This is a genomic window from Luteimonas sp. e5, assembly GCF_054031035.1.
Genome location: NZ_JBSTRX010000003.1, coordinates 133,617 through 159,344, shown reverse-complemented (window position 1 = coordinate 159,344; position 25,728 = coordinate 133,617). Strand labels below are relative to the sequence as shown.

22 protein-coding genes are annotated in these 25,728 nt (G+C 67.6%); 10 read left to right on the top strand and 12 right to left on the bottom strand.

Annotated features, from left to right (window positions below; genetic code table 11):
• Positions 1–21: 21 nt before the first annotated feature.
• A complete protein-coding gene (locus ACW11F_RS09820) occupies positions 22–1,653 on the bottom strand; it encodes an electron transfer flavoprotein-ubiquinone oxidoreductase (RefSeq protein WP_456996722.1) in 1,632 nt (543 codons plus the stop codon).
• Positions 1,654–1,724: 71 nt separating this feature from the next.
• Here ACW11F_RS09820 and ACW11F_RS09815 point away from each other — a divergent pair, with 71 nt between their 5' ends.
• Positions 1,725–2,312 carry an alpha-ketoglutarate-dependent dioxygenase AlkB family protein gene (locus tag ACW11F_RS09815; RefSeq protein ID WP_456996721.1) on the top strand — a complete coding sequence of 196 codons (588 nt, stop codon included), beginning with the start codon at positions 1,725–1,727 and terminating at the stop codon, positions 2,310–2,312.
• A gap of 47 nt (positions 2,313–2,359) precedes the next feature.
• Here the strand turns inward: ACW11F_RS09815 and ACW11F_RS09810 are convergent, their stop codons facing one another.
• From ACW11F_RS09810 to ACW11F_RS09795, 4 genes are read right to left on the bottom strand one after another with little or no spacing between them, the layout of a single operon-like run.
• Positions 2,360–3,055 (bottom strand): ABC-type transport auxiliary lipoprotein family protein, encoded by a 696-nt coding sequence (locus ACW11F_RS09810; RefSeq protein WP_456996719.1) that lies wholly within the window; start codon positions 3,053–3,055, stop codon positions 2,360–2,362.
• Positions 3,052–3,978: an MlaD family protein gene (locus ACW11F_RS09805; protein WP_456996718.1), complete on the bottom strand. Its 927-nt coding sequence runs from the start codon at positions 3,976–3,978 to the stop codon at positions 3,052–3,054. The genes ACW11F_RS09810 and ACW11F_RS09805 overlap by 4 nt, the downstream gene beginning before the upstream one ends.
• 7 nt (positions 3,979–3,985) lie before the next feature.
• A complete protein-coding gene (locus ACW11F_RS09800; protein WP_456996717.1) occupies positions 3,986–4,798 on the bottom strand; it encodes an ABC transporter ATP-binding protein in 813 nt (270 codons plus the stop codon).
• A gap of 26 nt (positions 4,799–4,824) precedes the next feature.
• Entirely contained in the window at positions 4,825–5,940 is a 1,116-nt protein-coding gene (locus tag ACW11F_RS09795) for an MlaE family ABC transporter permease (RefSeq protein WP_456996716.1), read from the bottom strand.
• An 89-nt stretch (positions 5,941–6,029) separates the two neighbouring features.
• On the opposite strand from ACW11F_RS09795, the gene ACW11F_RS09790 reads away from it, so the two are divergent.
• On the top strand, positions 6,030–7,274 hold the full coding sequence (locus tag ACW11F_RS09790; RefSeq protein ID WP_456996715.1) for a threonine/serine ThrE exporter family protein: 1,245 nt from the start codon (positions 6,030–6,032) through the stop codon (positions 7,272–7,274).
• A gap of 78 nt (positions 7,275–7,352) precedes the next feature.
• On the opposite strand, the gene ACW11F_RS09785 is transcribed toward ACW11F_RS09790, so the two are convergent.
• From ACW11F_RS09785 to ACW11F_RS09775, 3 genes are all read right to left on the bottom strand, one after another.
• Positions 7,353–7,712 carry an H-NS histone family protein gene (locus ACW11F_RS09785; protein ID WP_456996714.1) on the bottom strand — a complete coding sequence of 120 codons (360 nt, stop codon included), beginning with the start codon at positions 7,710–7,712 and terminating at the stop codon, positions 7,353–7,355.
• A 131-nt stretch (positions 7,713–7,843) separates the two neighbouring features.
• A complete protein-coding gene (locus ACW11F_RS09780) occupies positions 7,844–9,553 on the bottom strand; it encodes a proline--tRNA ligase (RefSeq protein ID WP_456996713.1) in 1,710 nt (569 codons plus the stop codon).
• Positions 9,554–9,653: 100 nt separating this feature from the next.
• Entirely contained in the window at positions 9,654–10,028 is a 375-nt protein-coding gene (locus ACW11F_RS09775; RefSeq protein ID WP_456996712.1) for a DUF4124 domain-containing protein, read from the bottom strand.
• Positions 10,029–10,142: 114 nt separating this feature from the next.
• Here ACW11F_RS09775 and pssA point away from each other — a divergent pair, with 114 nt between their 5' ends.
• The 3 genes from pssA to rimI are packed head-to-tail and all read left to right on the top strand — an operon-like array spanning position 10,143 to position 11,640.
• Positions 10,143–10,922: a CDP-diacylglycerol--serine O-phosphatidyltransferase gene (gene pssA, locus ACW11F_RS09770; RefSeq protein ID WP_456996710.1), complete on the top strand. Its 780-nt coding sequence runs from the start codon at positions 10,143–10,145 to the stop codon at positions 10,920–10,922.
• Positions 10,919–11,170 carry a hypothetical protein gene (locus ACW11F_RS09765; protein WP_456996709.1) on the top strand — a complete coding sequence of 84 codons (252 nt, stop codon included), beginning with the start codon at positions 10,919–10,921 and terminating at the stop codon, positions 11,168–11,170. The genes pssA and ACW11F_RS09765 overlap by 4 nt, the downstream gene beginning before the upstream one ends.
• Complete coding sequence (gene rimI, locus ACW11F_RS09760; RefSeq protein WP_456996708.1) at positions 11,167–11,640, top strand: ribosomal protein S18-alanine N-acetyltransferase; 474 nt, start codon at positions 11,167–11,169, stop codon at positions 11,638–11,640. The genes ACW11F_RS09765 and rimI overlap by 4 nt, the downstream gene beginning before the upstream one ends.
• A gap of 48 nt (positions 11,641–11,688) precedes the next feature.
• Here rimI and ACW11F_RS09755 read toward each other — a convergent pair whose 3' ends face one another.
• From ACW11F_RS09755 to ACW11F_RS09745, 3 genes are all read right to left on the bottom strand, one after another.
• A complete protein-coding gene (locus ACW11F_RS09755; protein ID WP_456996707.1) occupies positions 11,689–14,634 on the bottom strand; it encodes a valine--tRNA ligase in 2,946 nt (981 codons plus the stop codon).
• 212 nt (positions 14,635–14,846) lie between these two features.
• A complete protein-coding gene (locus tag ACW11F_RS09750; protein ID WP_456996706.1) occupies positions 14,847–15,269 on the bottom strand; it encodes a DNA polymerase III subunit chi in 423 nt (140 codons plus the stop codon).
• 282 nt (positions 15,270–15,551) lie between these two features.
• Positions 15,552–17,030: a leucyl aminopeptidase gene (locus ACW11F_RS09745; RefSeq protein ID WP_456996705.1), complete on the bottom strand. Its 1,479-nt coding sequence runs from the start codon at positions 17,028–17,030 to the stop codon at positions 15,552–15,554.
• Between the two features lie 107 nt (positions 17,031–17,137).
• Here ACW11F_RS09745 and lptF point away from each other — a divergent pair, with 107 nt between their 5' ends.
• Complete coding sequence (lptF, locus tag ACW11F_RS09740) at positions 17,138–18,220, top strand: LPS export ABC transporter permease LptF (RefSeq protein WP_456996704.1); 1,083 nt, start codon at positions 17,138–17,140, stop codon at positions 18,218–18,220.
• The gene (gene lptG / locus ACW11F_RS09735) at positions 18,220–19,329 is read left to right on the top strand and encodes an LPS export ABC transporter permease LptG (RefSeq protein WP_456996703.1); all 1,110 of its coding nucleotides are present in this window, start codon (positions 18,220–18,222) and stop codon (positions 19,327–19,329) included. Before lptF ends, lptG begins: the two co-directional genes overlap by 1 nt.
• A gap of 6 nt (positions 19,330–19,335) precedes the next feature.
• On the opposite strand, the gene ACW11F_RS09730 is transcribed toward lptG, so the two are convergent.
• On the bottom strand, positions 19,336–19,806 hold the full coding sequence (locus ACW11F_RS09730; protein ID WP_456996702.1) for an RDD family protein: 471 nt from the start codon (positions 19,804–19,806) through the stop codon (positions 19,336–19,338).
• Positions 19,807–19,873: 67 nt separating this feature from the next.
• Between ACW11F_RS09730 and xerD the strand changes: the two genes are divergently transcribed.
• From xerD to purL, 3 genes are all read left to right on the top strand, one after another.
• Positions 19,874–20,833 (top strand): site-specific tyrosine recombinase XerD, encoded by a 960-nt coding sequence (gene xerD / locus ACW11F_RS09725; RefSeq protein ID WP_456996701.1) that lies wholly within the window; start codon positions 19,874–19,876, stop codon positions 20,831–20,833.
• Positions 20,834–20,933: 100 nt separating this feature from the next.
• On the top strand, positions 20,934–21,731 hold the full coding sequence (locus ACW11F_RS09720) for a DsbC family protein (protein WP_456996700.1): 798 nt from the start codon (positions 20,934–20,936) through the stop codon (positions 21,729–21,731).
• Between the two features lie 66 nt (positions 21,732–21,797).
• Positions 21,798–25,676, top strand: coding sequence for a phosphoribosylformylglycinamidine synthase (gene purL / locus ACW11F_RS09715; protein WP_456996699.1), 3,879 nt, complete (start codon positions 21,798–21,800; stop codon positions 25,674–25,676).
• Positions 25,677–25,728: the final 52 nt, after the last annotated feature.

Sequence of the window (25,728 nt, the reverse complement as noted above, 5' to 3'; positions counted from 1 at the left end):
CCTGCGGTCCTGCCCGCATGCTCACAGGTTCTGGTAATTCGGCCCGCTGCCGCCTTCGGGGGTGACCCAGTTGATGATCTGGTAGGGGTCCTTGATGTCGCAGGTCTTGCAGTGCACGCAGTTGGCGGCGTTGATCTGCAGGCGCTTGCCGTGCGGCTGGCTGCTGTCCTCGACCATCTCGTACACCGCGGCCGGGCAGAAGCGGGTGCAGGGGTTGTCGTATTCCTCGACGCAGCGGGTGGCGCAGATGTCGGTGTCGGCCACCTTCAGGTGCACCGGCTGGTCTTCGTCATGCACGGTGCTGGCGAAGAACACGCCGGCCAGGCGGTCGCGCGGCGGCAGGTTGCGCGGGCTGACCCAGTCGCGATCGGGCTCGGCGCTGCCCAGTTTGTCCAGCGCGGCATGGTCGGCCTTCTGCTTGAGCGTCCATGGCGAGCGCCCGCCCAATGCGGTTTCCCAAGCGGCATTGGCCATGCCCCACCACAGCCCGCGCTTGAAGCCGGGCTTGATGTTGCGCACCTTGTGCAACTCGCGCATCACTTCCGAGTCGCGCAATTTCGCATCGAAGCCGCTGCTGGCCAGCTCGTTCGCGGCCAGGTGTTCGGCGGCCAGCATCGCCGAGCGCATCGACTGGTGCACGCCCTTGACCTTGGGCACGTTGAGCACGCCGGCGCCATCGCCGATCAGCAGCGCGCCGGGCATTTCCACCTTGGGCAGCGACTGCCAGCCGCCGGTGACGATGGCGCGGGCACCGGCCGACAGGATCTGCCCGCCTTCCAGCACCTCGCGGATCAGCGGGTGTGCCTTCCATTGCTGGAACGCTTCCCACGGCCGGAACTGCGGGTCCGCGTAGTCCAGCCCGCTGACGAAGCCGACCGCGATCTGCCCGTTCTCCAAGTGGTAGGCGAAGCTGCCGCCGTAGGTGCGGCTGTCCAGCGGCCAGCCGAAGCTGTGCACGATCTTGCCGGGGCTGAGCTTGGCCGGATCGACTTGCCACAGCTCCTTGATGCCGATCGAATGGCTTTGTGGGTCGCTGTCGGCATCCAGGTCGAAGCGCTTGACGAGCTGCTTGGTCAGCGAACCGCGTGCGCCTTCGGCCAGCACCGTGACCTTGGCGTGGATGTCGATGCCGGCGGTGAAGCCGGGCTTGTGCGAACCGTCCTTGGCGATGCCCATGTCGCCGATGCGCACGCCGATGACCTTGCCGCTGTCATCGTGCAGGGTCTCGGCGGCGGCGAAGCCGGGGAACACTTCCACGCCCAGGGCTTCGGCCTGCGGCGCCAACCACGCGCACAGCGCGCCCAGCGAGACGATGAAATTGCCGTGGTTGTTCATGCCCGGCGGCAGCGGCAGCCGGCGCTGGCCGTTGCGGCTGAGCAGCCAGAACTCGTCCTCGCGCGCGGGCACGCAGATCGGCGGCGGGTTCTCGCGCCAGCCGGGCAGCAGCGCATCCAGCGGGCCCGGCTCGATCACCGCACCGGACAGGATGTGCGCACCGACGCTGGCGCCCTTTTCGATCACGCACACCGACAGCTCAGGCTGCAACTGCTTCAGGCGGATGGCGAAGGCCAGCCCGGCCGGGCCGGCACCGACGGTGACCACGTCGTATTCCATCATGTCGCGTTCGATTTCCGGCGCTTGCTGCTCGTTCATGCTTACTCCTCGCGTCTGCCCCGGATTGTCCGGGTTTGCGCACGGGCCGGCAAATCCGCAGCATGCAGGCGATGGCGACACGCGCACACATCGAACTTCCCGGCATTGCGCTCAGGCGCGGCTGGGTGCCGCTGGATGAGGCCGACGCGCTGTTCACGCAGCTGCATGCGAGGCTGCCATGGGAGGTGCATCGCATCCGCCTGTTCGGCCGCGAAGTCGCCTCGCCGCGGCTGTCCTGCTGGATCGGCGATGCCGATGCGGTGTACCGTTATTCCGGCGCCCGTTTCCTGCCGCATCCATGGACAGCGAGCCTGTCGGGACTGCGCGCGCGTCTGAACGAGGCGTTGTGCGCCGACTTCAACAGCGTGCTGGCCAATCTGTACCGCGACGGCGCCGACGGCATGGGCTGGCATCGCGACGACGAGCCGGAACTGGGGCCGGCGCCCTTGATCGCCTCGCTCAGTCTCGGCCATCCACGGCGCTTCCTGCTGAAGACCGATGACGGCACGCGCCATGCGATCGAACTGGGTGCGGGTGACCTGCTGCTGATGTCCGGGCCCAGCCAGCAGCTGTACCGACACGCCTTGCCGAAGACCCGGTGCGCGGTCGGCCCGCGCATCAATCTGACTTTCCGTCGGGTGTACCCCGAGCGCGGCTGACGCCTTGCCTGCCAGTTCTTGCTTGCCGGCTTGAGCGCTGGCGCGGCTCAGCGCTGCGCCGGCGGCGTGGTGGGCGGAACCGGCTCGCGGCTCAAGGTCTGCAGGGTCCAGCCGACGATCTCCTGGCTGGTGCTGCCCAGCGCATCGCGCAGCGCGGCGCTGACGTTGGCCAGATCCGTGCCTTCGGCCGGACGGGTGGCACGGAACAGGCGGTGGCCGATGATGCGGTTGTGCTGGTTGTCGATCAGGCTGGCGGAGATTTCCACCACCGCGCCGGGCGTGTCCTGCCCGGCGTAATCGGCATCGAAGCGGCGGATGTCCAGGGTCAGGTCATGGTCGCCGGCGATGCCGCCGCCACGGCGGCTGACCCCGGCGATGCGCTCGCTGTCTTCGAGCAGGCGCACGATGGCGTCCTGCACCAGATCCGGTGCCGGCTGCGCCCAGGCCGCGCCGCGATAGACCTGCAGTTCGCCCGGCTGCGGGCGCACCACGATGCGCGCACTGTCCAGCAGGGTATCGGCATTGGGCCGCTGCACCACCAGCTGGCCCGGTGCCATCGGCCAGGCCGGATCGGCCTGCAGTGTCGGGGTCGGGTCGAAGATCGCGATTTCCACCTTCTTCGGCACGATGCCGCAGGCACTCATGGCCAGCACCGCGGCGGTCAGCAAGGGCGCGAGAAGCAGACGCGACCCGGGTGCGTGGCGCAACGGGGCGGACGGACGGGCAGGGCGATGCGGGTTCATTGCGGGGTGAACTCCTTGGGTTGCTCGCGGCCAAGCAGGTAGCCGGCCGGGTTGCCGTCGAGGCGGTCGCTGATCTGGCGCAGATCGCGCATCAGCGTGCGCAGCTCGGACAGGGTCGGGCCCAGTTGTTGCAGGCCGTCGCGGCTGAAGTTGCGCAGCGGCGCGCGGTTTTCCGCGACCAGCGCATTGGCATTGGCACCGGCCGATTCGAACGAGGCGATCGCCCGATCCAGCTTGTCCACCGTCGCCGGCAGGCGTGCGATCACCTCGCGGTCGATGCGGTTGATCGCACCATCGGCACTGGCCAGCGTGCGGCGCAGGTCTTCGCTGGCACGCTGCGCGTTGACCAGCAGCTGGCGGATGTCATCGCGCTGGTCGCTGATGGCCTCGGTGGTGCTGCGCAGATTTTCCAGGGTGTCGGAAATGCGCTGGATGTTTTCTTCGCTCAAGGCCTGATCCAGGCGCGCGACCAGCCGGTTGGCGGTGTCGGCGATGTTCTGCAAGGCCGAAGGTTCGGCCAGAATGATCGGAATCTCGTCGCGCGACTCGGGCTTCAGCAACGCGGCATCCGGATTGCCGCCGGTGAGCTGGATGAACGGGCTGCCGGTCAGCCCCGCCATCGACAGCTTGGCACGGGTATCCACCTTGATCGGTGCGTCCGCGCGCAGGCGCAGCAGGGCCTGCACCCGGCGCGGATCGCGCGGATCCAGACTCAGCCGCTCGATGGTGCCCACGGAGATGCCGTTGTATTGCACCGAGCCGCCTTCGCTGAGGCCGGTGACCGGTTCGTTGAAGATCACCTGGTAATGCTGCCAGCCGGCGTCGGAGGAATACTTGGCCGCCCACAGCGCGAAGCCGAGCAGGAACACCGTCACCAGGATGGTGAATGCCCCGATCAATACGTAATTGGCCTTGGTTTCCATTCTTGCCTCACCTGTGCATGTCGGTGCGCTCGTCACCGGCGGCGGCCTGCGCGGCGCGCGCGCGCGGGCCGTGGAAATATTCGCGCACCCATGGATGGTCGAACTGCTCGACCTCGGCCAGCGGTGCGCAGACCACCACCCGGCGCTCGGCCAGCACCGCCACGCGGTCGCAGATAGCGTATAGCGTGTCGAGGTCGTGGGTGATGAGGAACACGGTCAGCCCCAACGCATCGCGCAGGGTCAGGATCAACTGGTCGAAGGCGGCCGCGCCGATCGGATCCAGGCCGGCGGTGGGTTCGTCGAGGAACAGCAGCGGGGGATCCAGCGCCAACGCCCGCGCCAGTGCCGCGCGCTTGCGCATGCCGCCGGACAGCTGCGAAGGCAGTTTGCCGAGTGCATCGGCGGGCAGCCCGGCCAGCTTGATCTTCAGCAGCGCCAGTTCGTAACGCAGGCGGTCATCCAGCTCGGGATGGTGCTCCTTCAGCGGCACCTCCACGTTCTCGCCCACGCTCAGCGAAGAAAACAGCGCGCCATCCTGGAACAGCACGCCGATGTTGCGCTCGATCTCCAGACGCACGTCCTCGTCATCGGACAATGCGTCCATGTCCAGCACATGGACATGGCCGCCATTGGGCCGGCGCAGGCCGATGATCGAACGCATCAGCACCGACTTGCCCGAGCCGGAGCCGCCGACCACGCCGAGGATCTCGCCACGGCGCAGGTCGAGATCGAGGTTCTCGTGCACCACCTGGGCGCCGAACTGGTTGCGCAGCCCGCGCACGCGCACCATCGCCTCCGGCTCGGTCGTGTCATGGCTCATGACGTGGGCAGTCTCCTCGTGCATCCTCACCACCCCATGTGCATGAACCAGATCGCGGCGAATGCATCGAACACGATCACCAGCGAGATCGCCTGCACCACGCTGGCGGTGGTGCGCTCACCCACCGACTGCGCGGTGCCCTTGACCCGCAGACCTTGCAGACAGCCGATCAGCGCGATCACCAGTGCGAACAGGGGTGCCTTGGACAGGCCGATCCAGAAATCGCCGATGTCGATGGTGGCGTGCATGCGCGCCATCCAGCCCTGCGGCGGGATGCCCAGGCTGAAGGCGCCGACCGAAAGGCCGCCCAGCAGGCCGGCGATCATGGCGAGGAAGGTCAGCAGCGGCAGCATCACCAGCAACGCGATCAGGCGTGGCAGCACCAGCACGTCGACCGGATCCAGACCCAGCGTGCGGATGGCGTCGACTTCCTCGCGGCTGACCATTGCCCCGATCTGTGCGGTGAACGCGCTGGCGGTGCGGCCAGCAAGCACGATCGCGGTCAGCAGCACGGCGAATTCGCGCAGGAAGGCGATGTTGACCAGCTCGACCACGAAGATGGTCGCACCGAAGTCGCGCAGGATGTTGGCGCCGAGAAAGGCGATCACCGCACCAACCAGGAAGTTGAGCAGCAGCACCAGCGGCACCGCGTCCAGTCCGACCTGCTCCATGTGGTGCACGATGCTGACCGGGCGCAGGCGGCGCGGGTCGCGGATCAGGCGCAGGCTCTTGACGATGCATTCGCCGAAGAAGTTGACCATGGCGAGCACTTCGTCCCAACCGCGTGCCACCGCCATGCCAAGGCGCGCGAGGGCGGCATTGAAGCCGAAGTCGCGGGCCTGTGCCGGGCGGTCCTGGGCGACATCCTCGATCGCTTCCACCAGGGATTGGTGCGCAGGCGCGAAATGCAGCGCGTCGCCTGTCAGTTTCCGCTTGCGCGCATGATGCTGGATCTCCAGCACGCCGACCGAATCCAGTGCATCCACCGTGCTGGCATCGATGCCGCGCAGATCCGCGGGTAGTCCGGCCAGCGCGGTGCTGATCGCCTTGGCATGGCCGATGCGCCAGTCACCCTGCAGGCGGGCGAGGCCGTCATCGGCGTCCAACTCGATGCGGGGCGGCTGGCGGGACCGGGTGCTCATCAGCTGCCATCTTACGGATGCCGGCGTGATCATGTGCACGTCGGCACCTGCAGGCTGAACCGGTCATCGCGGCATGCGATGCTGTGCGGATGACGCCAGCCACGCCTTCGATCGCCGACTACCGCCAACGGGTCGCCTTCATCACTGAACTTGCCGAGGGTCTGCATGCCGGCGGCGCCACCGCGCAGCGCCTGGAAGGTGCCCTGCTGGGCGTGGCCGAGCGCCTTGGCGTCGAGTGCGAGCCTTGGGCCACGCCCACCGGCATGATCCTGAGCTTCCGCGATCCGGCGGATGCCGAGGCCAATGAACTGACGCGCGTGGTGCGGCGCCCGCCCGGGGATACCGACCTGTCCCTGCTGGTGGACGTCGACCGCATCGCCGAGGATGTCGTCGCCGGCCGTTGCGGCGTGGCTGAAGGGCATGCCGCGTTGAAGCGGCGGACCCGGCAGCCCACGGCGCGCTGGCGGCTGGTCCAGGTGCTCGGCTTTGCCATGGTGGCCGGCGGCATCGGCGCGCTGCTGCGCCTGCCGTGGCTGGATATCGCCACTGCCGCCGGGTCGGGCTTGCTGATCGGCCTGCTCGACCAGTTCAGCCGACGCCACGCACATCTGCGCGAAGCGATGGAAGCGGTGGCCGCGCTGCTGGCCGGGATCATCGCGGTCACGGTCGCGCACTTCGTGGGCCCGCTCAATCTCAATACCGTGATCATCGCCTCGGTGATCGTGTTCCTGCCCGGTCTGGCCCTGACCAACGCGATCAGTGAATTGACCGGGCAGCACCTGGGGGCCGGCAGTGCGCGCATGGCGGGCGCCATCACCGCCATCCTCAAACTGACCATCGGCGTGATGCTGGCCTTGGCCATTGCCCGCGTGCTGGGCCTGGAGCCACGCGTGGCCTATTCCCGACCACAGGGGCCATGGGTCGAGGCCGCGGGCCTGCTGGTCGCGTGCATCGCGTTTGCCATCAGTTTCCGTGCACGCCTCGGGGATTACTGGCTGGTGATGCTCGCCGCGGCGGCGGGATATGCGGTGTCACGCGGGATCGGCATGCATTTCGGCCATATTGCCGGGGTATTCATCGGTGCCCTGACACTGACCACGGCGGGCAATCTGTATGCACGCCTGCGCAATCGCCCGGGCGCGATCATTCGCGTGCCCGGCATCATCCTGCTGGTACCGGGCAGCGTGAGTTTCCGCGGCATGATGAATCTGATGCAGCAGCAGGACGTGGGCGCCGGCGAGGCGGCATTGATGCTGGTGCTGAATATCCTGATGGCGCTGGCGGCGGGCATCATGTTCGGCAACCTGATCGTTGCCCCGCGGCGGCATTTGTGAGGCGGGCGCAGCATCCGCGTGCCGTGAAATGAAAAAGCGCCGGCATGCCGGCGCTTTCCACTTTCCCGACGTGTCGGATCACGCCTTGTCGATCAGGAACTCGTTCACGTCGCGACCGGCATCGGTATAGGCGACCAGCCACAATGGCTGGCGACCACGGCCGGTCCAGGTGTTTTCCGGATTGGCGGGATCGCGATACTTCGGCGGCACCTTGCCGGTGCTCTTGCGAGCCGTGGTCTTGCGCGTGGCGCGCTTGGTGGCCTTCGGTGCGGGAACGCCGAACAGTTCCTCGAAGGTATATCCGGACGTGCGCACGATGCGATTCACCGAGGCGCGCACCTGGTTGATCGGCTTGCGCTTGGCCAGCACCTTCTTGCGCTTGGTGGCTTCGCTGATCAGCTGGGTCAGCTCACGGGTATTGAGCGAATTGATATCCATGGGATCCTCGATGGGGTACGGATGATGGGAAATGGGCATCCTGCCTGCGCGAATGATAATGAATCGAATACCCCGATTCAAATGTTTTCGATATTGTTTCGCGACAGGCCGACAGCATCATCACGTCGCGTTCACCCACCCAATCGCTGCCGCAGTGCGTCGCGGTCGAGGTTTTCGGCTGTATCGGAATCACGTCGGCGATATTCGAATTGCCCGGCCGCCAGTCCGCGCTCGGAAACCACCACGCGCTGCGGGATGCCGATCAATTCGATGTCGGCGAACATCGCCCCCGGGCGCAGGCCGCGGTCATCCAGCACGGTGTCGATGCCGGCGGCGTTCAATTCGCGGTACAGCGTTTCCGCGGCGGCGGTGACGTCGGCATTGCCCTTGGGATTGATCACGCAAATCGCCACCTGCCACGGGGCCATCGCCTCGGGCCAGCGGATGCCGGCCTCGTCGTGATTCTGTTCGATCGCGGCGGCGACGATGCGCGACACGCCGATGCCGTAACACCCCATCAGCGGATGCAGCGGTTTGCCCGTGGCATCCAGCACCGTGCAGTCCATCGCCTTGGAATACCGGTCGCCCAATGCGAACACGTGGCCGACCTCGATGCCGCGCGCCATGCGCAGCGTGCCCTGGCCGTCGGGCGAGGGGTCGCCGACGACCACGTTGCGGATATCGGCCACTTCGGCCTCGGCCAGGTCGCGTCCCCAGTTGACCCCGGCCAGGTGATAGCCGTCGCGGTTGGCGCCGACCACGAAATCCGCCATCGCCGCGACGCTGCGATCGGCGATCACGCGGATCGGACGTGCGGGTTTGACCGGGCCGAGGAAACCGGGCGTGGCGCCCAGGTGATCGCGGATTTCCTCTTCGTCGGCAAAGCGGTAGTCGCCCAGACCCGAGAGTTTGCCCAGCTTGATGTCATTCACCTGGTGGTCGCCGCGCACCAGTGCGAGGACGAATTGCGGCGCGCCATCGTCATCGCTGCCGATCACGGCCACCGATTTCACCGTGCGCGACAATGGAATGCCGAGCAGTTCGGCCACCGCCTCGCAGGTTTTCTGCGTCGGGGTTTCCACTTCGCGCAGGGTTTCGCTGGCGTTCGCGCGCGGCCCCGGGCTGAGCGCCTCGGCCAATTCGATGTTCGCCGCATAATCGGAAGCATCGGAAAACGCGATGGCGTCCTCGCCCGAATCGGCCAGCACGTGGAACTCATGGCTGGCGGAGCCGCCAATCGCGCCGGTATCGGCCAGCACCGCCCGGAACGCGAGGCCGAGACGCTCGAAAATGCGCGCATAGGTCGCGTACATGTTGCGGTATTCGGCATCCAGTGACGCCGCATCCACGTGGAACGAGTAGGCATCCTTCATCAGGAATTCGCGCGCACGCATCACCCCGAAGCGGGGCCGGATCTCGTCGCGGAACTTGGTCTGGATCTGGTACAGGTTGAGCGGCAACTGGCGATAACTCGCCAACTCGTTGCGTGCGAAATCGGTGATCACTTCTTCGGCGGTGGGGCCATAGCAGTAATCGGCTTCCTTGCGGTCGCGGATTTTCAGCAGCTGACCACCGAACTTTTCCCAGCGTCCGGTTTCCTCCCACAATTCACGCGGCTGCACCGATGGCATCAGCATTTCCACCGCGCCGGCACGATTCATTTCCTCGCGCACCACCGCTTCGACCTTGCGCAGCACGCGCAGGCCCAGTGGCGACCAGGTGTACAGGCCGGCGGCCAGTTTGCGGATCAGACCGGCCTTCAGCATCAGCCGATGACTGGCGATTTCCGCCTCGGCCGGGGTTTCCTTTTCGGTGTGCAGATGGAATTGCGACAGACGCATGATGGAACTCGCGGGAACGATCGCGCATTTTGCCATGCGCCGGCGCATGACAGTCCGCGTGCATGCGTGTGCCCGGCTGGGAACCGGGTGCGACGCCCGTTCAGGGCGTGCAGTGCACCTCGATCGCGCTTTGCGCCAGGCGCATCTGCGCCGCGTGTTCTTCCGTGTCCAGCGCGCGGTCGGGCGTGCCGTCGCCGTTGCTGTCGATCATCACATCCTTGTTTTCCTGCAGGATTTTCAGATTTTCGCGCGCCTGGCTGCAGCGCGGGTTTGCCGCCGCTGCGGGGGCTGCGGTGGCAGGTGCGGCCTCGGGCTGGCGGCGAACGCCACGCACGTCATAACTGCCGGAGGCCGGGGGCGTGCCCGAGTAATGGGTGCGGCCTTGCGCATCCTTCCACTGGTAGATCTTCTGCTGCGCCTGGGCATGCGGTACGCAGGCGCTGGACAGGAACAGGGCGACAAGGAGGAGGCGCATGGCGGGCATGGGGTGGTTTCCGGGGGATTTGGCTCATTGCAGCATCGTGCGGGGGCGGGCGCAAGTTGGGGGCATGCGGCATTCATCGGGCAATTTCGCGGCTAGACTTGGCCGATGGCCGAACATGATCCTTCCCTCACCCCGCAACACCGCCCCCCGCGAGCGGTCTACCTGCTGCCCAACCTGTTCACCACCGGCGGCCTGTTCGCCGGCTTCTACGCCATCATCGCCGCGAGTCAGGGCAAGTTCGGACATGCCTGCGTGGCGATCTTCATCGCCGCGCTGCTCGATGGCCTGGATGGTCGCGTCGCGCGCCTGACCAACACGCAAAGCGAATTCGGCGTGCAGTACGACTCGCTGGCCGATCTGGTCAGTTTCGGCATGGCGCCGGCGCTGGTGATGTACCACTGGGCCCTGCAGTTCATGCGGATGGATGGTGCCACCGCCGGCAAGCTGGGTTGGCTGGCGGCGTTCCTGTATGCCGCCTGCGCCGCATTGCGGCTGGCCCGCTTCAATGCGCAGGTCGGCAGCGTGGACAAGCGCTGGTTCATCGGCCTTGCCAGCCCCGCCGCCGCGGCGGTGATGGCGAGCACGGTATGGACGCTTGAATCGTGGGATCTGGCCGGCGAGGACATGCGTCTGCTGGCGCTGGCGGTGACCGTTGCCAGCGGCCTGTTGATGGTCAGCAACCTGCGTTACAGCAGTTTCAAGGGCAGCCGCAGCGGACCACAGGGCGAGCGGGTGCCGTTTTTCGTCATGCTGCTGGTGGTGGTGGCATTGATCGCGCTGGCGCTGTATCCGCCCGAAACCTTGTTGCTGGTGTTCGTGCTGTATGCGCTTTCCGGTCCGTTGGCGTGGCTGTGGCGTCTGCGCAGGCGGAGCACGGCGCCATGAGCTGGGATGGCGTGCAGCGCGAGGTGCTGGCCGAACTGGGCCTGCAGTTGCTTGCGCCGCGCGCACCGGGCAGCGAGGCACCGCCGCCGGATCCGCACAGCCTCGCGATGCTCTCGCGCGGGCTTGGCATCGCGCCCGAGCACCTGGCCGAAGCCGGCCTGCGCCTGCCGCCGATCGAGCGCCTGCGCGAGCCGGCGATCAAGCGTGCGCTGTGGCCTCAGCTGCGGCCATTGCGCCGACGGTCATGAACGCGCAGCCAGCGCCCGCGCAGGCGCAGTTGCGGCGCATGCGCGAGGAGGACATCGACGCGGTCATCGCCATCGAGCACCGTGCCTACCCGTGGCCGTGGACAGCCGGCAATTTCCGCGATTGCCTGCGCGCCGGCTATCCGATGTGGGTGCTGGAGGATCACGGCGGCCTGGTCGGCTATGCGGTCGCCAGCGTGATGCTGGACGAAGCGCACCTGCTCAACATCTGCATCGATCCGGCGCGTCAGTCGCAAGGCGAGGGTCGGCGCCTGCTGCGCGCGATGCGACGCATCGTCCACGGCCAGGGCGCGCGACGCATGTTCCTCGAAGTACGCCCCTCCAATCCGCATGCGATCGCCCTGTACCAGGACGAGGGCTTCAACGAGATCGGGCGGCGCCCGCGCTATTACCCGGCGGCGCATGGCCAGCGCGAGGACGCGCTGGTGATGGCGATGGAGCTGCTCGACTGAGCGCGGCGTTGCCGGCGCGCAATCACGCCGGCCGCGCCACGGCATGGTTCAACCCAGGCGTTCGCGTTGTGCCTTCAGCGCATCGCGCTGCGAGCTCCACTCGGCCAGCCGTGTGCGCTCCTGCTCGACCACCGCGGCAGGTGCATTGGCGACGAAGGTCGCGTTGCCGAGCTTGCCCTGCGACCTGGCGAGTTCGGCCTCGACCTTCTTCAGTTCCTTGTCCAGCCGCGCGCGCTCGGCATCGAGATCGACCAGGCCCTCGAGCGGAATGAACAGGTCGAGCTCGCCGACGCGGGCGGCGGCGGCGGGTGGCGGTTCGCTGTCGATCGTTTCGATGCGGTCCAGCCGCGACAGGAAGCGCAGCGCGGAATCGAAGCGCTGCAGGCGTGCATGACTGGCGGCATCGCCACCGCGCAGCAGCAGCGGCAGTTGCCGGCCCGGTGACACGCCCAGTTCGCTGCGCATGCGGCGCAGCGCGCTGACCATCGCCTTCAGCCACTCGATGTCAGCGGCGGCCTTCGCATGCGCGGCCACGTCCAGCTCGCCCGGCTGCGGATAGGGCCGGGTCATGATGGTCGCGGCATCGATGCCGAGGCGTGGCGCGACCTGCCGCCACAGTTCCTCGCTGACGAACGGCATCAGCGGGTGCAACAGGCGCAGCAGGCGCTCGAGCACGAGCAGCAGGGTGTGGCGGGTGGAATCGGCAGCGCGCGCGTCATCGCCGTTCAGTGCCGGCTTGGCAAGTTCGAGGAACCAGTCGCAGAACTGGTTCCAGGCGAATTCGTACAGGCTTTGCGCGAGCAGGTCGAAGCGATAGCTGGCGAAGTGCTGTGCGGCCTCGGCGCAGGTGCGCTCGAGCTGGAGCAGGATCCATTTTTCCGCATCGGTGCAGGGCTGCGGCGCCGCGGGCAATGCGCCCAGGCCTTCGGTGTTCATCAGCACGAAGCGGGTGGCGTTCCACAGCTTGTTGCAGAAGTTGCGATAGCCCTCGGCGCGCGCGAGGTCGAACTTGATGTCGCGCCCGGGGCCGGCGAGGGCGGCCATGGTGAAACGCAGCGCATCGGCGCCGTGCGCGTTGATGCCCTCGGGGAACTCCTTGCGCGTGGCCTTCTCGATCTTCGGCGCATCGCCGGGCTTCATCAGCCCGCTGGTGCGCTTGGCCACCAGCGCGTCGGCGCTGATGCCGTCGATGATGTCCAGCGGGTCGAGGATGTTGCCCTTCGACTTCGACATCTTCTGCCCGTCCTTGTCGCGCACCAGGCCGGTGATGTAGACATCGCGGAACGGCACGCGGCCGATCAGCGCATCGCTCATCATGATCATGCGCGCGACCCAGAAGAAGATGATGTCGAAGCCGGTGACCAGCACGCTGGTCGGCAGGGCGGTCTCGAAGCCGCGATTGCCCATGGCGTCCTCGTCGGGCCAGCCCTGGGTGGAGAACGGGAACATGGCCGAGGAGAACCAGGTTTCCAGCACGTCCTCTTCCTGGCGCAGCGGAGTGTCGCCCAGCGCATGGGTGGCGCGCACTTCGGCCTCGTCGCGGCCCACGTAGACATTGCCGTCGGCGTCGTACCAGGCCGGGATGCGATGGCCCCACCACAGCTGGCGCGAGATGGTCCAGTCCTGGATGTTCTGCATCCAGTGGCGGTAGGTGTTGATCCAGTTCGGCGGCACGAAGCGCACTTCGCCCGATTCCACCAGCGCCATGCCGCGGCGTGCCAGCTCGTCCATCTTCACGAACCACTGGTCGGTCAGGAACGGCTCGATCACCTGTCCGCTGCGGTCGCCGAACGGCTGCATGATCGGCTTGTGCTCGACCAGCGGCTCGCCGTCCGCGTCGCTCACCGCAAGCCCTTCGGCGGTGATTTCGGCGACCACGCGGCGGCGTGCCTCGTAGCGGTCCAGCCCGCGCAATTCCTCCGGCACCAGATTGAGCGCGGACACGTCGCCCACGTCTTCGCCACGCGCGGCGCGGCTGGCGATGGCGGCACTTTCCGCATACGACAGGCCATCGCTGCGCATGTGCGCGGCATCATCCATCAGCGCGTACAGCGGGATGCCGTGGCGGCGTGCGACCTGGTAGTCATTGAAGTCGTGTGCGCCGGTGATCTTGACCGCGCCCGAGCCGAATTCCGGATCCGGGTACTCGTCGGCGATGATCGGGATCAGGCGCCGCTGCGCCTTCGGCCCGACCGGGATTTCCACCAGCTTGCCGATGATCGGCGCGTAGCGCGCATCGTCCGGATGCACCGCGATCGCGCCGTCGCCGAGCATGGTTTCCGGCCGCGTGGTGGCGATCGCGATGTAGTCGCGGGTTTCGCGCAGCAGCTCGTTGCCCTCGGCATCGCGCTCGATGTATTCGTAGGTTTCGCCGCCGGCCAGCGGGTATTTGAAATGCCACATGTGGCCGGGCACTTCGCGGTTTTCCACTTCCAAGTCGGAAATCGCGGTCTTCAGCACCGGGTCCCAGTTGACCAGCCGCTTGCCGCGATAGATCAGGCCCATCTCATGCAGGCGTACGAACGCCTCGATCACCGCGCGCGAGGCCATCGGGTCCATGGTGAACACGCTGCGCGACCAGTCGCCGGAGGTTCCCAGCCGACGCATCTGCCGCTCGATGGTGTCGCCGGACCGCGCCTTCCATTGCCAGACCTTGTCGATGAAGGCTTCGCGACCGAGCGAGTCGCGGGTTTCGCCGCGGCCCTCGAGCGCGAGGTTGCGACCCACCACCATCTCGGTGGCGATGCCGGCGTGGTCGGTGCCGAGCTGCCACAGGGTGCGATAGCCGCGCATGCGGTGGTAGCGGATCAGCGCGTCCTGCAGCGTGTGCTGGAACGCATGGCCCATGTGCAGGGTGCCGGTGACATTGGGCGGCGGCAGGAGGATGGTGTAGGCCGGTCCATCACCCTGCGGCGCGAACACGCCCGAAGCCTCCCACTCGGCATACAGGCGGGATTCGATCTGGTCGGGCTGGTAGCTGGGCGCGAGGGTCATGGCGGGATGTCGAGAGCTAGGAACGAGTGAGGAGGAACGAGGAACGAGTGGGTGGAAGCGAGGAACTAGTGGGGAGGAACGAGGAACGAGTGGGTGGAGAGGAGTGAGTGGAGGGGAGTGAGGAGTGAGAGTGGGGGGGCGAATATGCGGCACAAGTGCGCATTGCTCCTGCTTTCTCTCGTTACTCGTTCCTCTCCACTCGTTCCTCGCCCTCACATATCGTGCTTTTTTACCTCAAGCCCGCGTGCCTGGTACTGCTTCCAGCGTTCGCGCAGCGGGCCGCGTGCGGCGGGGTCGGCCGGTACCACTTCCAGCACGCGCTCGAATTCGCCGCTGACCGCGGCATCACGCAGGTTGATCACCAGCGGGCGCGGCGGCGCATCGGTGCCGGGTGGCAGGATCAGGATCGGGGCCAGTTCCTCGTCTTCGTCGAGGCCGGCGATCTGGTGCGGCAGGTAGAACTCGGGGTCGAACGACCACATCAGATCGTCCAGTGCCTCGGCCTGCGCCATGTCACGCGCCAGCACCAGGGTCGGCATTTCGGCCTGATGCGCCTTGCGCGCCAGCTCGCATACCAGCAGCAGCGGCTCGGCGCGGAAGCGCGGCTTGCCGATCAGGTAGAAGTCCGCGCGCATGGCTGGTGAAGCGAGGAACGAGTACGGAGGAACGAGGAACGAGTGGTGGAGGGCGAGGAACGAGTGGAGAGGAACGAGGAGTGAGAGAAGGCAGGGGCTTGCCGTACGGCGGCATTCACTCGTTGCTCGTTGCTCATTTCTCGTTCCTCTTTTTCATTGCGAGGCGTGAGTGGGGGAGGGCGAGGAACGAGTGGAGAGGAACGAGAAGTGAGAGAAAGCAGGGGCTTGCCGTGTGGCCGCTTTCACTCGTTGCTCGTTCCTCATCACTCGTTCCTCGCTCCCTCAGCTGCGGTCAAGCAGCCACTGGCTCAGCAGGCCGACCGGGCGGCCGGTGGCCATGCCCTTCTTGCCTTCGTCGCTGGCGCTGCCGGCGATGTCCATGTGCGCCCAGCGCTGCTTCTCGGTGAAGCGCGAGAGGAAGCAGCCGGCAGTGATCGCGCCCGCCCAGCGTCCGCCGATGTTGTAGATGTCGGCGAATTCCGAGTCCAGCATCGGCTGGTATTCGTCCCACAGCGGCAGCTGCCAGGCGCGGTCGAACACGGTTTCGCCGGCGTCGATCAGCTCGCGCGCCAGGTCATCGTCCTTCTTCGTCATCACGCCGGTGGCGTACTTGCCGAGTGCAACCATGCACGCGCCGGTGAGGGTGGCCACGTCGACCAGCGCCGCCGGCTCGAAGCGTTCGGCATAGGTCAGCGCGTCGCACAGGATCAGGCGGCCTTCGGCATCGGTATTGCCGACCTCGATGGTCTTGCCGGACATGCTGGTGATGACGTCGCTGGGGCGGTAGCTGTTGCCGTCGGGCATGTTTTCCACCGCCGCGGCGATGCACACCAGGTTGATCGGCAGCTTCATGCCGACCGCGGAAACGAAGGTGCCGAGCACGGTGGCCGCGCCGCACATGTCGTACTTCATTTCCTCGATGCCGCCCTGCACCTTGAGGTTGACGCCGCCGGTATCGAAGGTGATGCCCTTGCCGACCAGCACGTACGGCTTGGCATCGCCGCAGCCGTTCCACTTCATCACCACCAGGCGCGGGCGGTTGGCCGAGCCGCGTGCCACCGCCAGCAGCGAGCCCATGCCGAGCTTGTCCATGGCTTCTTCGTCCAGCACCTCGCACTCGGCGCCTTCGAAGCGCGCGGCGAAGGCCTGGCCCTGCTCGGCAAGGTACTGCGGGTTGCAGATGTTCGGCGGCAGGTTGCCCAGTTCGCGCGCGAACTGAACGCCGGCGGCGATGGCTTGGCCCTGGGCCAGGGCGGCGCTGTCCTCGCCGGCGATCTCGAGCCGCTCCAGGCCCGTCTCCCCGCGCTTCTTGTTGTCCTTGCCGAGGGTGGCGGTATAGCGGTAGCTGGCATGGTCGGCGGCGATCGCGGCCTGGCGGATGTTCCATGCCGCGTCGCGGTCCTTGACCGTGAGCTCGCTCAGGGTCAGCAGCGCCGACTTCACGCTGCCGGTCTTGAGCGCACGCGCCGCATCGGCGACCGCCTTGAGGTACTGCGGCACGCCGAACTTGGCGGCATCGCCAAGGCCGATCACCAGCACCTGGCGCGCGGTGACGCCCGGCAGTGCGTGCAGCAGGGTGCTCTTGCCGGTCTTGCCCGGCAGGTCGCCGCGCTCGGCCAGCTTCTTCAGCGCGCCATCGCTGGCCTGGTCGATCACGCCGGCGGCGGGGCTCAGCGACTTGTCGGCGAAGACGCCGACCACCACGCAATCGACTTGGGCGGTGGCGGGCGAGTGGTTGTTCAGGGCGAATTCGAGGGCCATCGACGAGATTCCATGTGTCCGTGAGTACAATGCACGGCCGCGCAACGCATCGACGCCGCGGCCACGCGGAACTCATTAGTCTAATTCATCCGGCCGCCCGAACCCGCATGCAAACGCTCGACCGCTACCTGCTGCGCGAATTCATCCAGACCATCTTCGCCACCTTGACGGTGCTGTTGATCGTGATGCTGGGCGGTGCCTTCATCGACGTGCTCGGCGACATCGCCCGTGGCCGGCTGCCGGCCAGCATGACCGGGGCGCAGCTGGGCTTCGTGCTGCTGACCTGGCTGCCGATCATCCTGCCGATGGCGCTGATGCTGGGCCTGCTGATGGCGATGTCACGGCTGTACCGGGATGCGGAAATGCCGGTGCTGACCTCGGTCGGCGTCGGGCCGCGGCGCCTGCTGCGCCCGCTGATGATGGTGACCTTGCCACTGGTTGCACTGATCGCGTTGCTGTCGTTGTGGCTGGGACCCTGGGCCGACCGCACCTCGCGCGAGATGGTGCAGGAGGCCAATCGCAACCTGCTGATCACCGGTCTGGAAGCCGGACGCTTCACCGAGCTGCCCGGTGGCGGTGGCGTGGTCTATGTCGGCGAGATGGCACAGGATGGCGCGGCGTTCAAGCGCATCTTCATCTACCGGCAAAAGGGCGACAGGCTGGACGTGACCACCGCAGCCGAGGGTCAACTGACCCTGGATGGTGCAAGCGAGCGCTACCTGACCCTGGGCAGCGGCTTCGAGGTGGAAGGGCCGATGAGCGGCAGCGAGCTCGACTATCGCCTGTTGCGCTTCGAGCGCAATGACGTGCGCATGCCTGACCGCCAACGCGACGGCAAGCCGGACGATGCGCGCCGCCGGCCGACGCTGGACCTGATTGGCGACTCCGCCCCCGAGGCGCGTGCGCAGTTGCACTGGCGCATCGCGCCCCCGTTGCTGGCGTTGGCACTGGCGCTGATGGCGGTGCCGCTTTCGCGCAGCCCGCCGCGCCAGGCGCGCTACGGACGCATGGTGACCGGCTTCCTCGGTTATCTGGTGTCGGTGCAGCTGATGCTCTTGGGCACCGATCTGATCGCCAAGGGCAAGCTGCCGGCGGGGCTCGGCCTGTGGTGGCTGGTGCTGCCGGCGCTGGCGCTGGGCATCTGGGCCTACCGACGTGATGGCCGCCTGCCGCGGCGGAGGCGTGCGTGATGAAGCCGTTCCCGATGATCCACGACCGCTACATCGGCCGCAGCGTGCTGACCTTCGTGCTCGCGGTGTGGTTCGTGCTGGTGGCACTCGACTTCATGCTCGGCGGCGGCGGGGTGATGGCGCAGCTCGACGACATCGGCAAGGGCAGCTACGGCTTCGGCGATGCGTTGCTGTATTCGACCTACACCCTGCCGCGTCGCGCCTACACCCTGTTCCCGACCGCGGCGGTGATCGGTGCGCTGCTCGGCCTGGGCCAGCTGGCGGCAAGCTCGGAGCTCACCGCGTTGCGCGCACTGGGCCTGTCGCGCAAGCGACTCAGCGTATCGGTGGCGCTGACCATCGGCGTGCTTACCGGGCTGATGGTGCTGTCCGGCGAAACGCTTGGGCCGTGGACCGAGCGCAAGGCCAATGCGCTGAAGGCCGCGGCGACTTCGCCGAACATGATCGTGGCGCAGTATTCCGGTCTGTGGGCGCGCGAGGGTGACGTGGTGCTCAATGCCGAAACCGGGCACGAGCGCACCGATGGCGAGGATGCCTGGCTGGAATTGAAGGACCTGCGTCTGTACCAGTTCGACGAGGCCGGCAAGCTGCAGTCGATCGCGCATGCCGCGACCGCCGAGCACCGTCCCGGTGGCTGGCTGCTGAAGGACGTGGTGCGCACCCGCTTCGGCGAGCGTTCGGTCGAGCGTGAACGCGTCGCGGAAGAGCGCTGGGAATCGGAGTTGGATGCGGCGGCGCTTTCGGCCAGTGTGGCGCGCCCGCGCTACCTCGATTCGAGCACCCTGCGCGCCAGCATCGAGTACCGCAAGCGCAATCAACTCGATTCGGGCGAGTTCGAAGCCTATTACTGGGGCCGCTGGTTCTATCCGCTGAACGTGCTGGCGCTGTGCCTGGCGGCGATCCCGTTCGCCTTCGGCACCCTGCGCAGTGGCGGCCTGGGTCGTCGCCTGTTCGTCGGCGTGGTGTTCGCGCTCGGCTTCTGGCTGCTGCAGGAAATGTCGGCGCGGCTGGCCGGCGCCTACCGCTTCGATTACCGCCTCGCCTATCTGCTGCCCTCGCTGTTGATGCTCACCGTGTCGTGGTGGCTGTTCCGCCGCCGCAGCGGCTGAGGCGTTTCAGCGCCGCGCCGCGTGCAGGGCGTCGCGATCCGGGTCGCGGACCATGCGGGTGCCACTGGCAAGGTCATGCCAGGTGCGCCCCTTGCCTTCGATCAGGGCCCAGGCGAAGCCGAGGCCGGCGCAGGCCAGCGACAGGATGCCGACCGCGTAACGCAGCCACAGCCGACCCCACGGGGCGCTGCCGCCGCCCGTGTCCTCCACGTACAGCCGCCACGGCTTCATGCCGATAGTCTGCCCGCCGCGTCGCCAGCTGGCGGTGGCATACAGGCCGCTGGCAGCAACCAGCGCGGCGAAGGTCAGCCAGCTGGCAAGCGTGTTGCTCGGCACCGCATCCCCGCCGTGCAGCGCGGTCGCCAGGCTGGCGATGACGAACCAGATGCCGAGCAGGGGGAAGAAGTCGTACACCATCGCCAGCAGGCGCCAGCCAAGCAGCGGGCGCGGGCGGGGAGCGGAATCGGCTGTGTGCATGCGCGCAGGATAAACCGCGGCGCGCGGCATCCGCTTGCGTGGTGTCGGCGCGGGTAAAGTGGCGGGGATGAGCGCGCCCAACACCCCCGCCGAGCGCCGCCAGGCGATCGGGCAACTGCCGCCGCTGGACGCCGAGGATGAGCGCTTGATCGATGCCTTCCTCGATGCCACCTGGGCCGAGCGTGGGCTTGCGCGCAGCACCCTGGACAGTTACCGGCGCGACCTTGCCGGCTTCGCGCGCTGGTTCGGCCAGGGCCGCCCGGCGCTGGCGCATGCCCGGCGCAGCGACCTGTTCGATTACCTGCGTTGGCGGCTGCAGCAGGGCTACGCCGCACGCAGCAATGCGCGCCTGCTGTCGGCCCTGCGTGCGCTGCATGGCTGGATGCTGCGCCAGCAGTTGCGCACGGATGACCCGGCCGCGCTGCTTGAATCGCCACGGCTGCCCGGGCGGCTGCCCAAGGCGCTGGGCGAAGGCCAGGTCGAAGCGCTGCTGCAGGCGCCGGATACTGCGACGGCCGAGGGCCTGCGCGACCGTGCGATGCTCGAACTGATGTATGCCGCGGGCTTGCGCGTGAGCGAGCTGACCGGCCTGCCGGCGGCAGCGGTCAATCTGCGTCAGGGGCTGCTGCGGGTCAGCGGCAAGGGCGGCAAGGAGCGTCTGGTGCCGATTGGCGAGGAAGCGCAGCACTGGCTGCAGCGCTATCTGGTGCAGGCGAGGCCGAAGTTGCTGCGTGCACAGCACGATGCGCTGCCGCTGTTCCTGGCGGGTGAAGGCGAGCCGCTCACGCGGCAGCAGTGCTGGCGGCAGGTCAAGCGCCATGCCGTGGCGGCGGGCATCGACCCGTCGCGGGTCAGCCCGCATGTGCTGCGCCACAGTTTCGCCACCCATTTGCTGAATCACGGTGCCGACCTGCGCACGCTGCAGATGTTGCTCGGCCATGGTTCGCTGTCGACCACCCAGATCTACACCCTGGTGGCGCGTGAAAAGCTCAAGCGCCTGCACGCCGCGCATCATCCGCGCGCCTGACCGAGGGCTCATCATGGTTTTGTCGCCGCGAACGGTTCAGCTGCGCATGCGACAATGCCATGTTTGGCACCGAACAATCCGAATGATGCAAGGACATCTGATGAAGAAAGCCCTGTTGACCGCGCTGCTGGGTGGCATGAGCCTGATCGCCTGTGCACAGGACAAGGCCGCATCCGAAGCACCCGCAAGTGCCGCGGCGCCCGAAGCCCGGCCACAGGATCCGGCCGCCGCGCCGGGCAGCGCCGACGCCAATGCGATCGCCGCCATTCGCAAGCTCAACCAGCAGGTCGAGATCGACCGCATCGAGGCCGCCCCGTTGCCGGGCTTCCGCCAGGTGGTGATCTCGGGGCAGGTGGTCTATGTCTCCGACGATGGTCGCTACCTGATGCAGGGCGCCCTGTACGACGTGCAGGAAGCGCGCGACCTGTCTGCGGACGCGCTGGGCGGGCTGCGCAAGGAGTTGATCGACAAGGTGCCGGCGAGCGAACGCATCGTGTACGCACCGGCAAATCCCAAGTACCGGGTGGCGGTGTTCACCGACGTCGAGTGCCCGTTCTGCCGTGCCATGCACCGCGACATGGCCGAATACAACCGCCTCGGCATCGCCATCGAATACCTCGCTTTCCCGCGCATGGGCCCGGCCAGCGAGGATTTCCGCAAGATGGAATCGATCTGGTGCGCGGACAACCGCAAGCAGGTGATGGACCAGGCGATGGCCGAACGCAAGCCGAAGGCGGCCACCTGCACCAGCCCGGTGATGGCGCACTGGAACCTCGGCCAGCGCATCGGCCTGCAGGGCACGCCGCTGATCGTCGCCGAAAACGGCCTGTCGCCGCCGGGCTACGTGCCGCCGGCACAGCTGCTGCAGTGGCTGGAGGCCAACGTCGGCGCGCGTTGACGGGCGCGCCGGGCCGGGCCCGGCTTCGCTACAATGGCGGGCCCGATTGCTGACGGTTCCCCGCACATGATCGTGCTCGAGGGGCAGACTGCCCTGTCGCCGTTCCGCCGTGAACGCCTGGAAGCGCGGCTGCGCGCCCTGCATCCCGACCTGCGCCTGTCCGGCAGCTGGTTCACCTACTGGATCCAGCCGCAGGCCGGTGCCGCCCCGGACCTTGCGGTGCTCGGGCGCATCCTGCAGGCGGGCGAGTACATCGAGCCGGTCGCCGCCGGCAGCGTGTCCAAGTTCGTGCTGCCGCGCCTGGGCACCATTTCGCCGTGGGCGAGCAAGGCCGGTGAATTGCTGCGCGGCGCCGGACTCGCCATCGAGCGCGTCGAGCGTGGCCTGCGCATGGACGTCGAAGGCTGGCCGGAGGATGCGCAGCGCGCGCGGGCGTTGGCGCAATTGCTGCACGACCCGATGACGCAATCGCTGCTGGAGGATGCCGCCGGCGGCGATGCCATGTTCAGCAGCCCGCCGCGTGGCCAGGTCGAGATCATCCCGCTGGCGCAGCTGGGCGAAGCCAACCGCCGTCTCGGCCTGGCGCTGGCCGATGACGAGGTGGAATACCTGCAGGCGCGCTACGCCGAGCTGGGCCGCGACCCGCATGACGTCGAACTGATGATGTTCGCGCAGGCCAATTCCGAGCACTGTCGGCACAAGATCTTCAATGCCGATTGGACCATCGACGGCATCGAGCAGGAACGCTCGCTGTTCCGCATGATCAAGAACACGCATGCGAAGACGCCGCAGCACACGCTGTCGGCCTACAGCGACAATGCCGCGGTGGTGGCCGGCTACCCCGCGCGCCGCCTGCGCGCGGAGGCCGCCGCCGGGCCGTTCGTGCTGCAGCCGCTGGCCGACAGCGCGTTCGCGATCAAGGTGGAAACGCATAACCATCCGACCGCCATCTCGCCCTTCCCCGGCGCCTCGACCGGCGCCGGCGGCGAAATCCGCGACGAAGGCGCCACCGGCCGTGGCGGCAAGCCGAAGGCGGGCCTGGTCGGCTTCACCGTCTCGCATCTGCGCATCCCGGAACTGCCGCAGCCGTGGGAGTCACCGCGCGCACTCAATCCGCGCATGGCCAGCGCCTGTGAAATCATGACCGATGGCCCGCTCGGGGCCGCGGCCTTCAACAACGAATTCGGCCGGCCCAACCTGACCGGCTATTTCCGCAGTTTCGAGATCGAACAGGCCCCGGGCCTGGTGCGTGGCTACGACAAGCCGATCATGCTTGCCGGCGGCCTGGGCGCGATCGACGTGCCGATGGTGGAAAAACGCCGCCTGGCGCCGGGCGATGCGGTGATCGTGCTCGGCGGGCCGGCGATGCTGATCGGCCTGGGCGGCGGCGCGGCCAGCTCCGTCGCCGCCGGCGAGAGCAGCGAGGCGCTGGACTTCGCCAGCGTGCAGCGCGACAACCCGGAAATGGAACGCCGTGCGCAGGAAGTGATCGATGCCTGCGTCGCGCTGGGTGCGCGCAACCCGATCCGCAGCATCCATGACGTCGGCGCCGGTGGCCTGTCCAACGCCATTCCCGAGCTGCTGCACGATTCGGGCGTCGGCGGCGTGATCGACCTCGACCAGGTGCCCAGCGACGATGCGTCGCTGACGCCGATGCAGCTGTGGTGCAACGAATCGCAGGAGCGCTACGTGCTCGGCATCGGCGCCGACCGGGTCGAGGAGTTCCGCGCCATCTGCGAGCGCGAGCGTTGCCCGTTCGCGGTGGTCGGCCATGCCACCGCCGAGGAGCGGCTGGTGGTCGGCCATGGCGCGCGGGTGGAGGCGATCCCCGAGGATGCCGCGATCGACCTGCCGATGGACGTGCTGTTCGGCAAGCCGCCGAAGATGCACCGCGACGTGCGCCACCTCGCGCCTGCGCGCTGGCCGGAACTGCAACACGCCGGGCTGGAGCTGCGCCAGGCCGCGTTGCGCGTGCTCGCGCACCCGACGGTGGCGGCGAAGAACTTTCTCGTCACCATCGGTGATCGCAGCGTCGGCGGGCTCACCGCGCGTGACCAGATGGTCGGCCCATGGCAGGTGCCGGTGGCCGACTGCGCGATCACCCTGGCCGGCTTCGAGGGCCATGCCGGCGAAGCGATGGCGATCGGCGAGCGTACCCCGCTGGCGTTGATCGATGCCGCCGCCAGCGCGCGCATGGCGGTGGGCGAGGCGATCACCAACCTGTGCGCGGCTCCGGTCGAAGCGCTGGAGCGGATCAAGCTTTCCGCCAACTGGATGGCGGCGGCCGGTTTCGAGGGCGAGGACGCGCGCCTGTATGACGCGGTGCGCGCGGTGGGCATGGAGCTGTGCCCGGCGCTGGATCTGGCGATCCCGGTGGGCAAGGACTCGCTGTCGATGCAGGCGCAGTGGCAGCATGAAGGCGAAACCCGGCGCACGGTATCGCCGGTGTCGCTGGTGGTGACCGCGTTTGCCCCGGTGGCCGACGTGCGCCGCCAGCTCACGCCGCTGTTGCAGCGTGGCGAGGACACCGAGCTGTGGCTGATCGGCCTCGGAGCCGGGAAGCGGCGCATGGGCGGCTCGATCCTGGCGCAATGCCATGACGGTTTCGCTGGTGAAGTACCCGACATCGACGAGCCGGATCTGCTGCGCGGGTTCTTCGAACTGATCCGCGATGCACGCGAGGCCGGCCTGCTGCTGGCCTATCACGACCGCTCCGATGGCGGCGTGTTCGCCACGCTGGCGGAGATGGCGTTCGCTTCGCGCCTGGGGCTCGACATCAGCCTCGATGGCTGGGCCGACGAGCACGACGATGACGTGTTCGAAGTGCTGTTCAACGAGGAACTGGGCGCGGTGGTACAGATCCGCGCCGAGGATCGTGCCGATTTCGCCGACCTCATCGCCCGCCACGGTCTGGTCGAATGCGCGCAGCGCATCGCCCGCCCGCACAGCGCCGACGACATCCGCGTGCTGCGCGATGGCCGGGTGCTGGCGGAATGGCACTGGCAGGAATTGTTCGATGCCTGGTGGTCGGTCACCCATGCCATGCAGCGCCGCCGCGACAACCCGCAGTCGGCCGATCAGGAACGCGAGGCGGCGCGTGATTTCGACGCCATCGGCCTCAATCCGAAGCTGACGTTCGAGCCGGGCGAAGACGTCGCCGCGCCGTGGATCGCGCGCGGGGCCAAGCCGAAGGTGGCGATCCTGCGCGAGCAGGGCGTCAATGGCCAGGTCGAAATGGCCGCGGCCTTCATGCGTGCCGGCTTCGAGGCGCATGACATCCACATGAGTGACCTGATTGCGGGCCGTGCGCGCCTCGCGGACTTCATTGGCCTCGCCGCCGGTGGCGGTTTCAGCTATGGCGACGTGCTCGGGGCAGGACGCGGCTGGGCCACCTCGATCCTCGAGCGCCCGGCGTTGCGTGCGCAGTTCGCCGAGTTCTTCGCCCGTGGCGACAGTTTTGCACTCGGCGTGTGCAACGGCTGCCAGATGTTGTCGCAGCTCAAGGACATCATCCCCGGCGCCGCGCATTGGCCGCAACTGCTGCGCAATGCCAGCGAACAGTACGAGGCGCGTCTGTCACAGGTGCGGCTGGAAGCATCCCCATCGATCCTGTTCCGTGGCATGGAAGGCTCGCGCATTCCGGTGGTGGTGGCGCATGGCGAGGGGCGGATGCAGTTCGCCAGCGGTGCCGATCAGGCCGCGGCGGTGGTGGCCGCGCGCTATGTCGATGGCGAGGGCCGCATCGCCGAGGCCTATCCCGCCAACCCCAACGGCTCGCCCGAAGGCATCGCCGCGCTGGCCAATGACGATGGCCGGGTGACGATCATGATGCCGCACCCCGAACGCACCCTGGACGCGATCAATTTCAGTTGGCGACCCGAGGCCTGGGGTGATGCTTCGCCGTGGGCACGCATGTTCCAGAACGCGCGTGCATGGGTGGCCTGATCCGGTCCGTCCACGCAGGCACGGCATGGGCGGCACCGCGAATCGCATCATG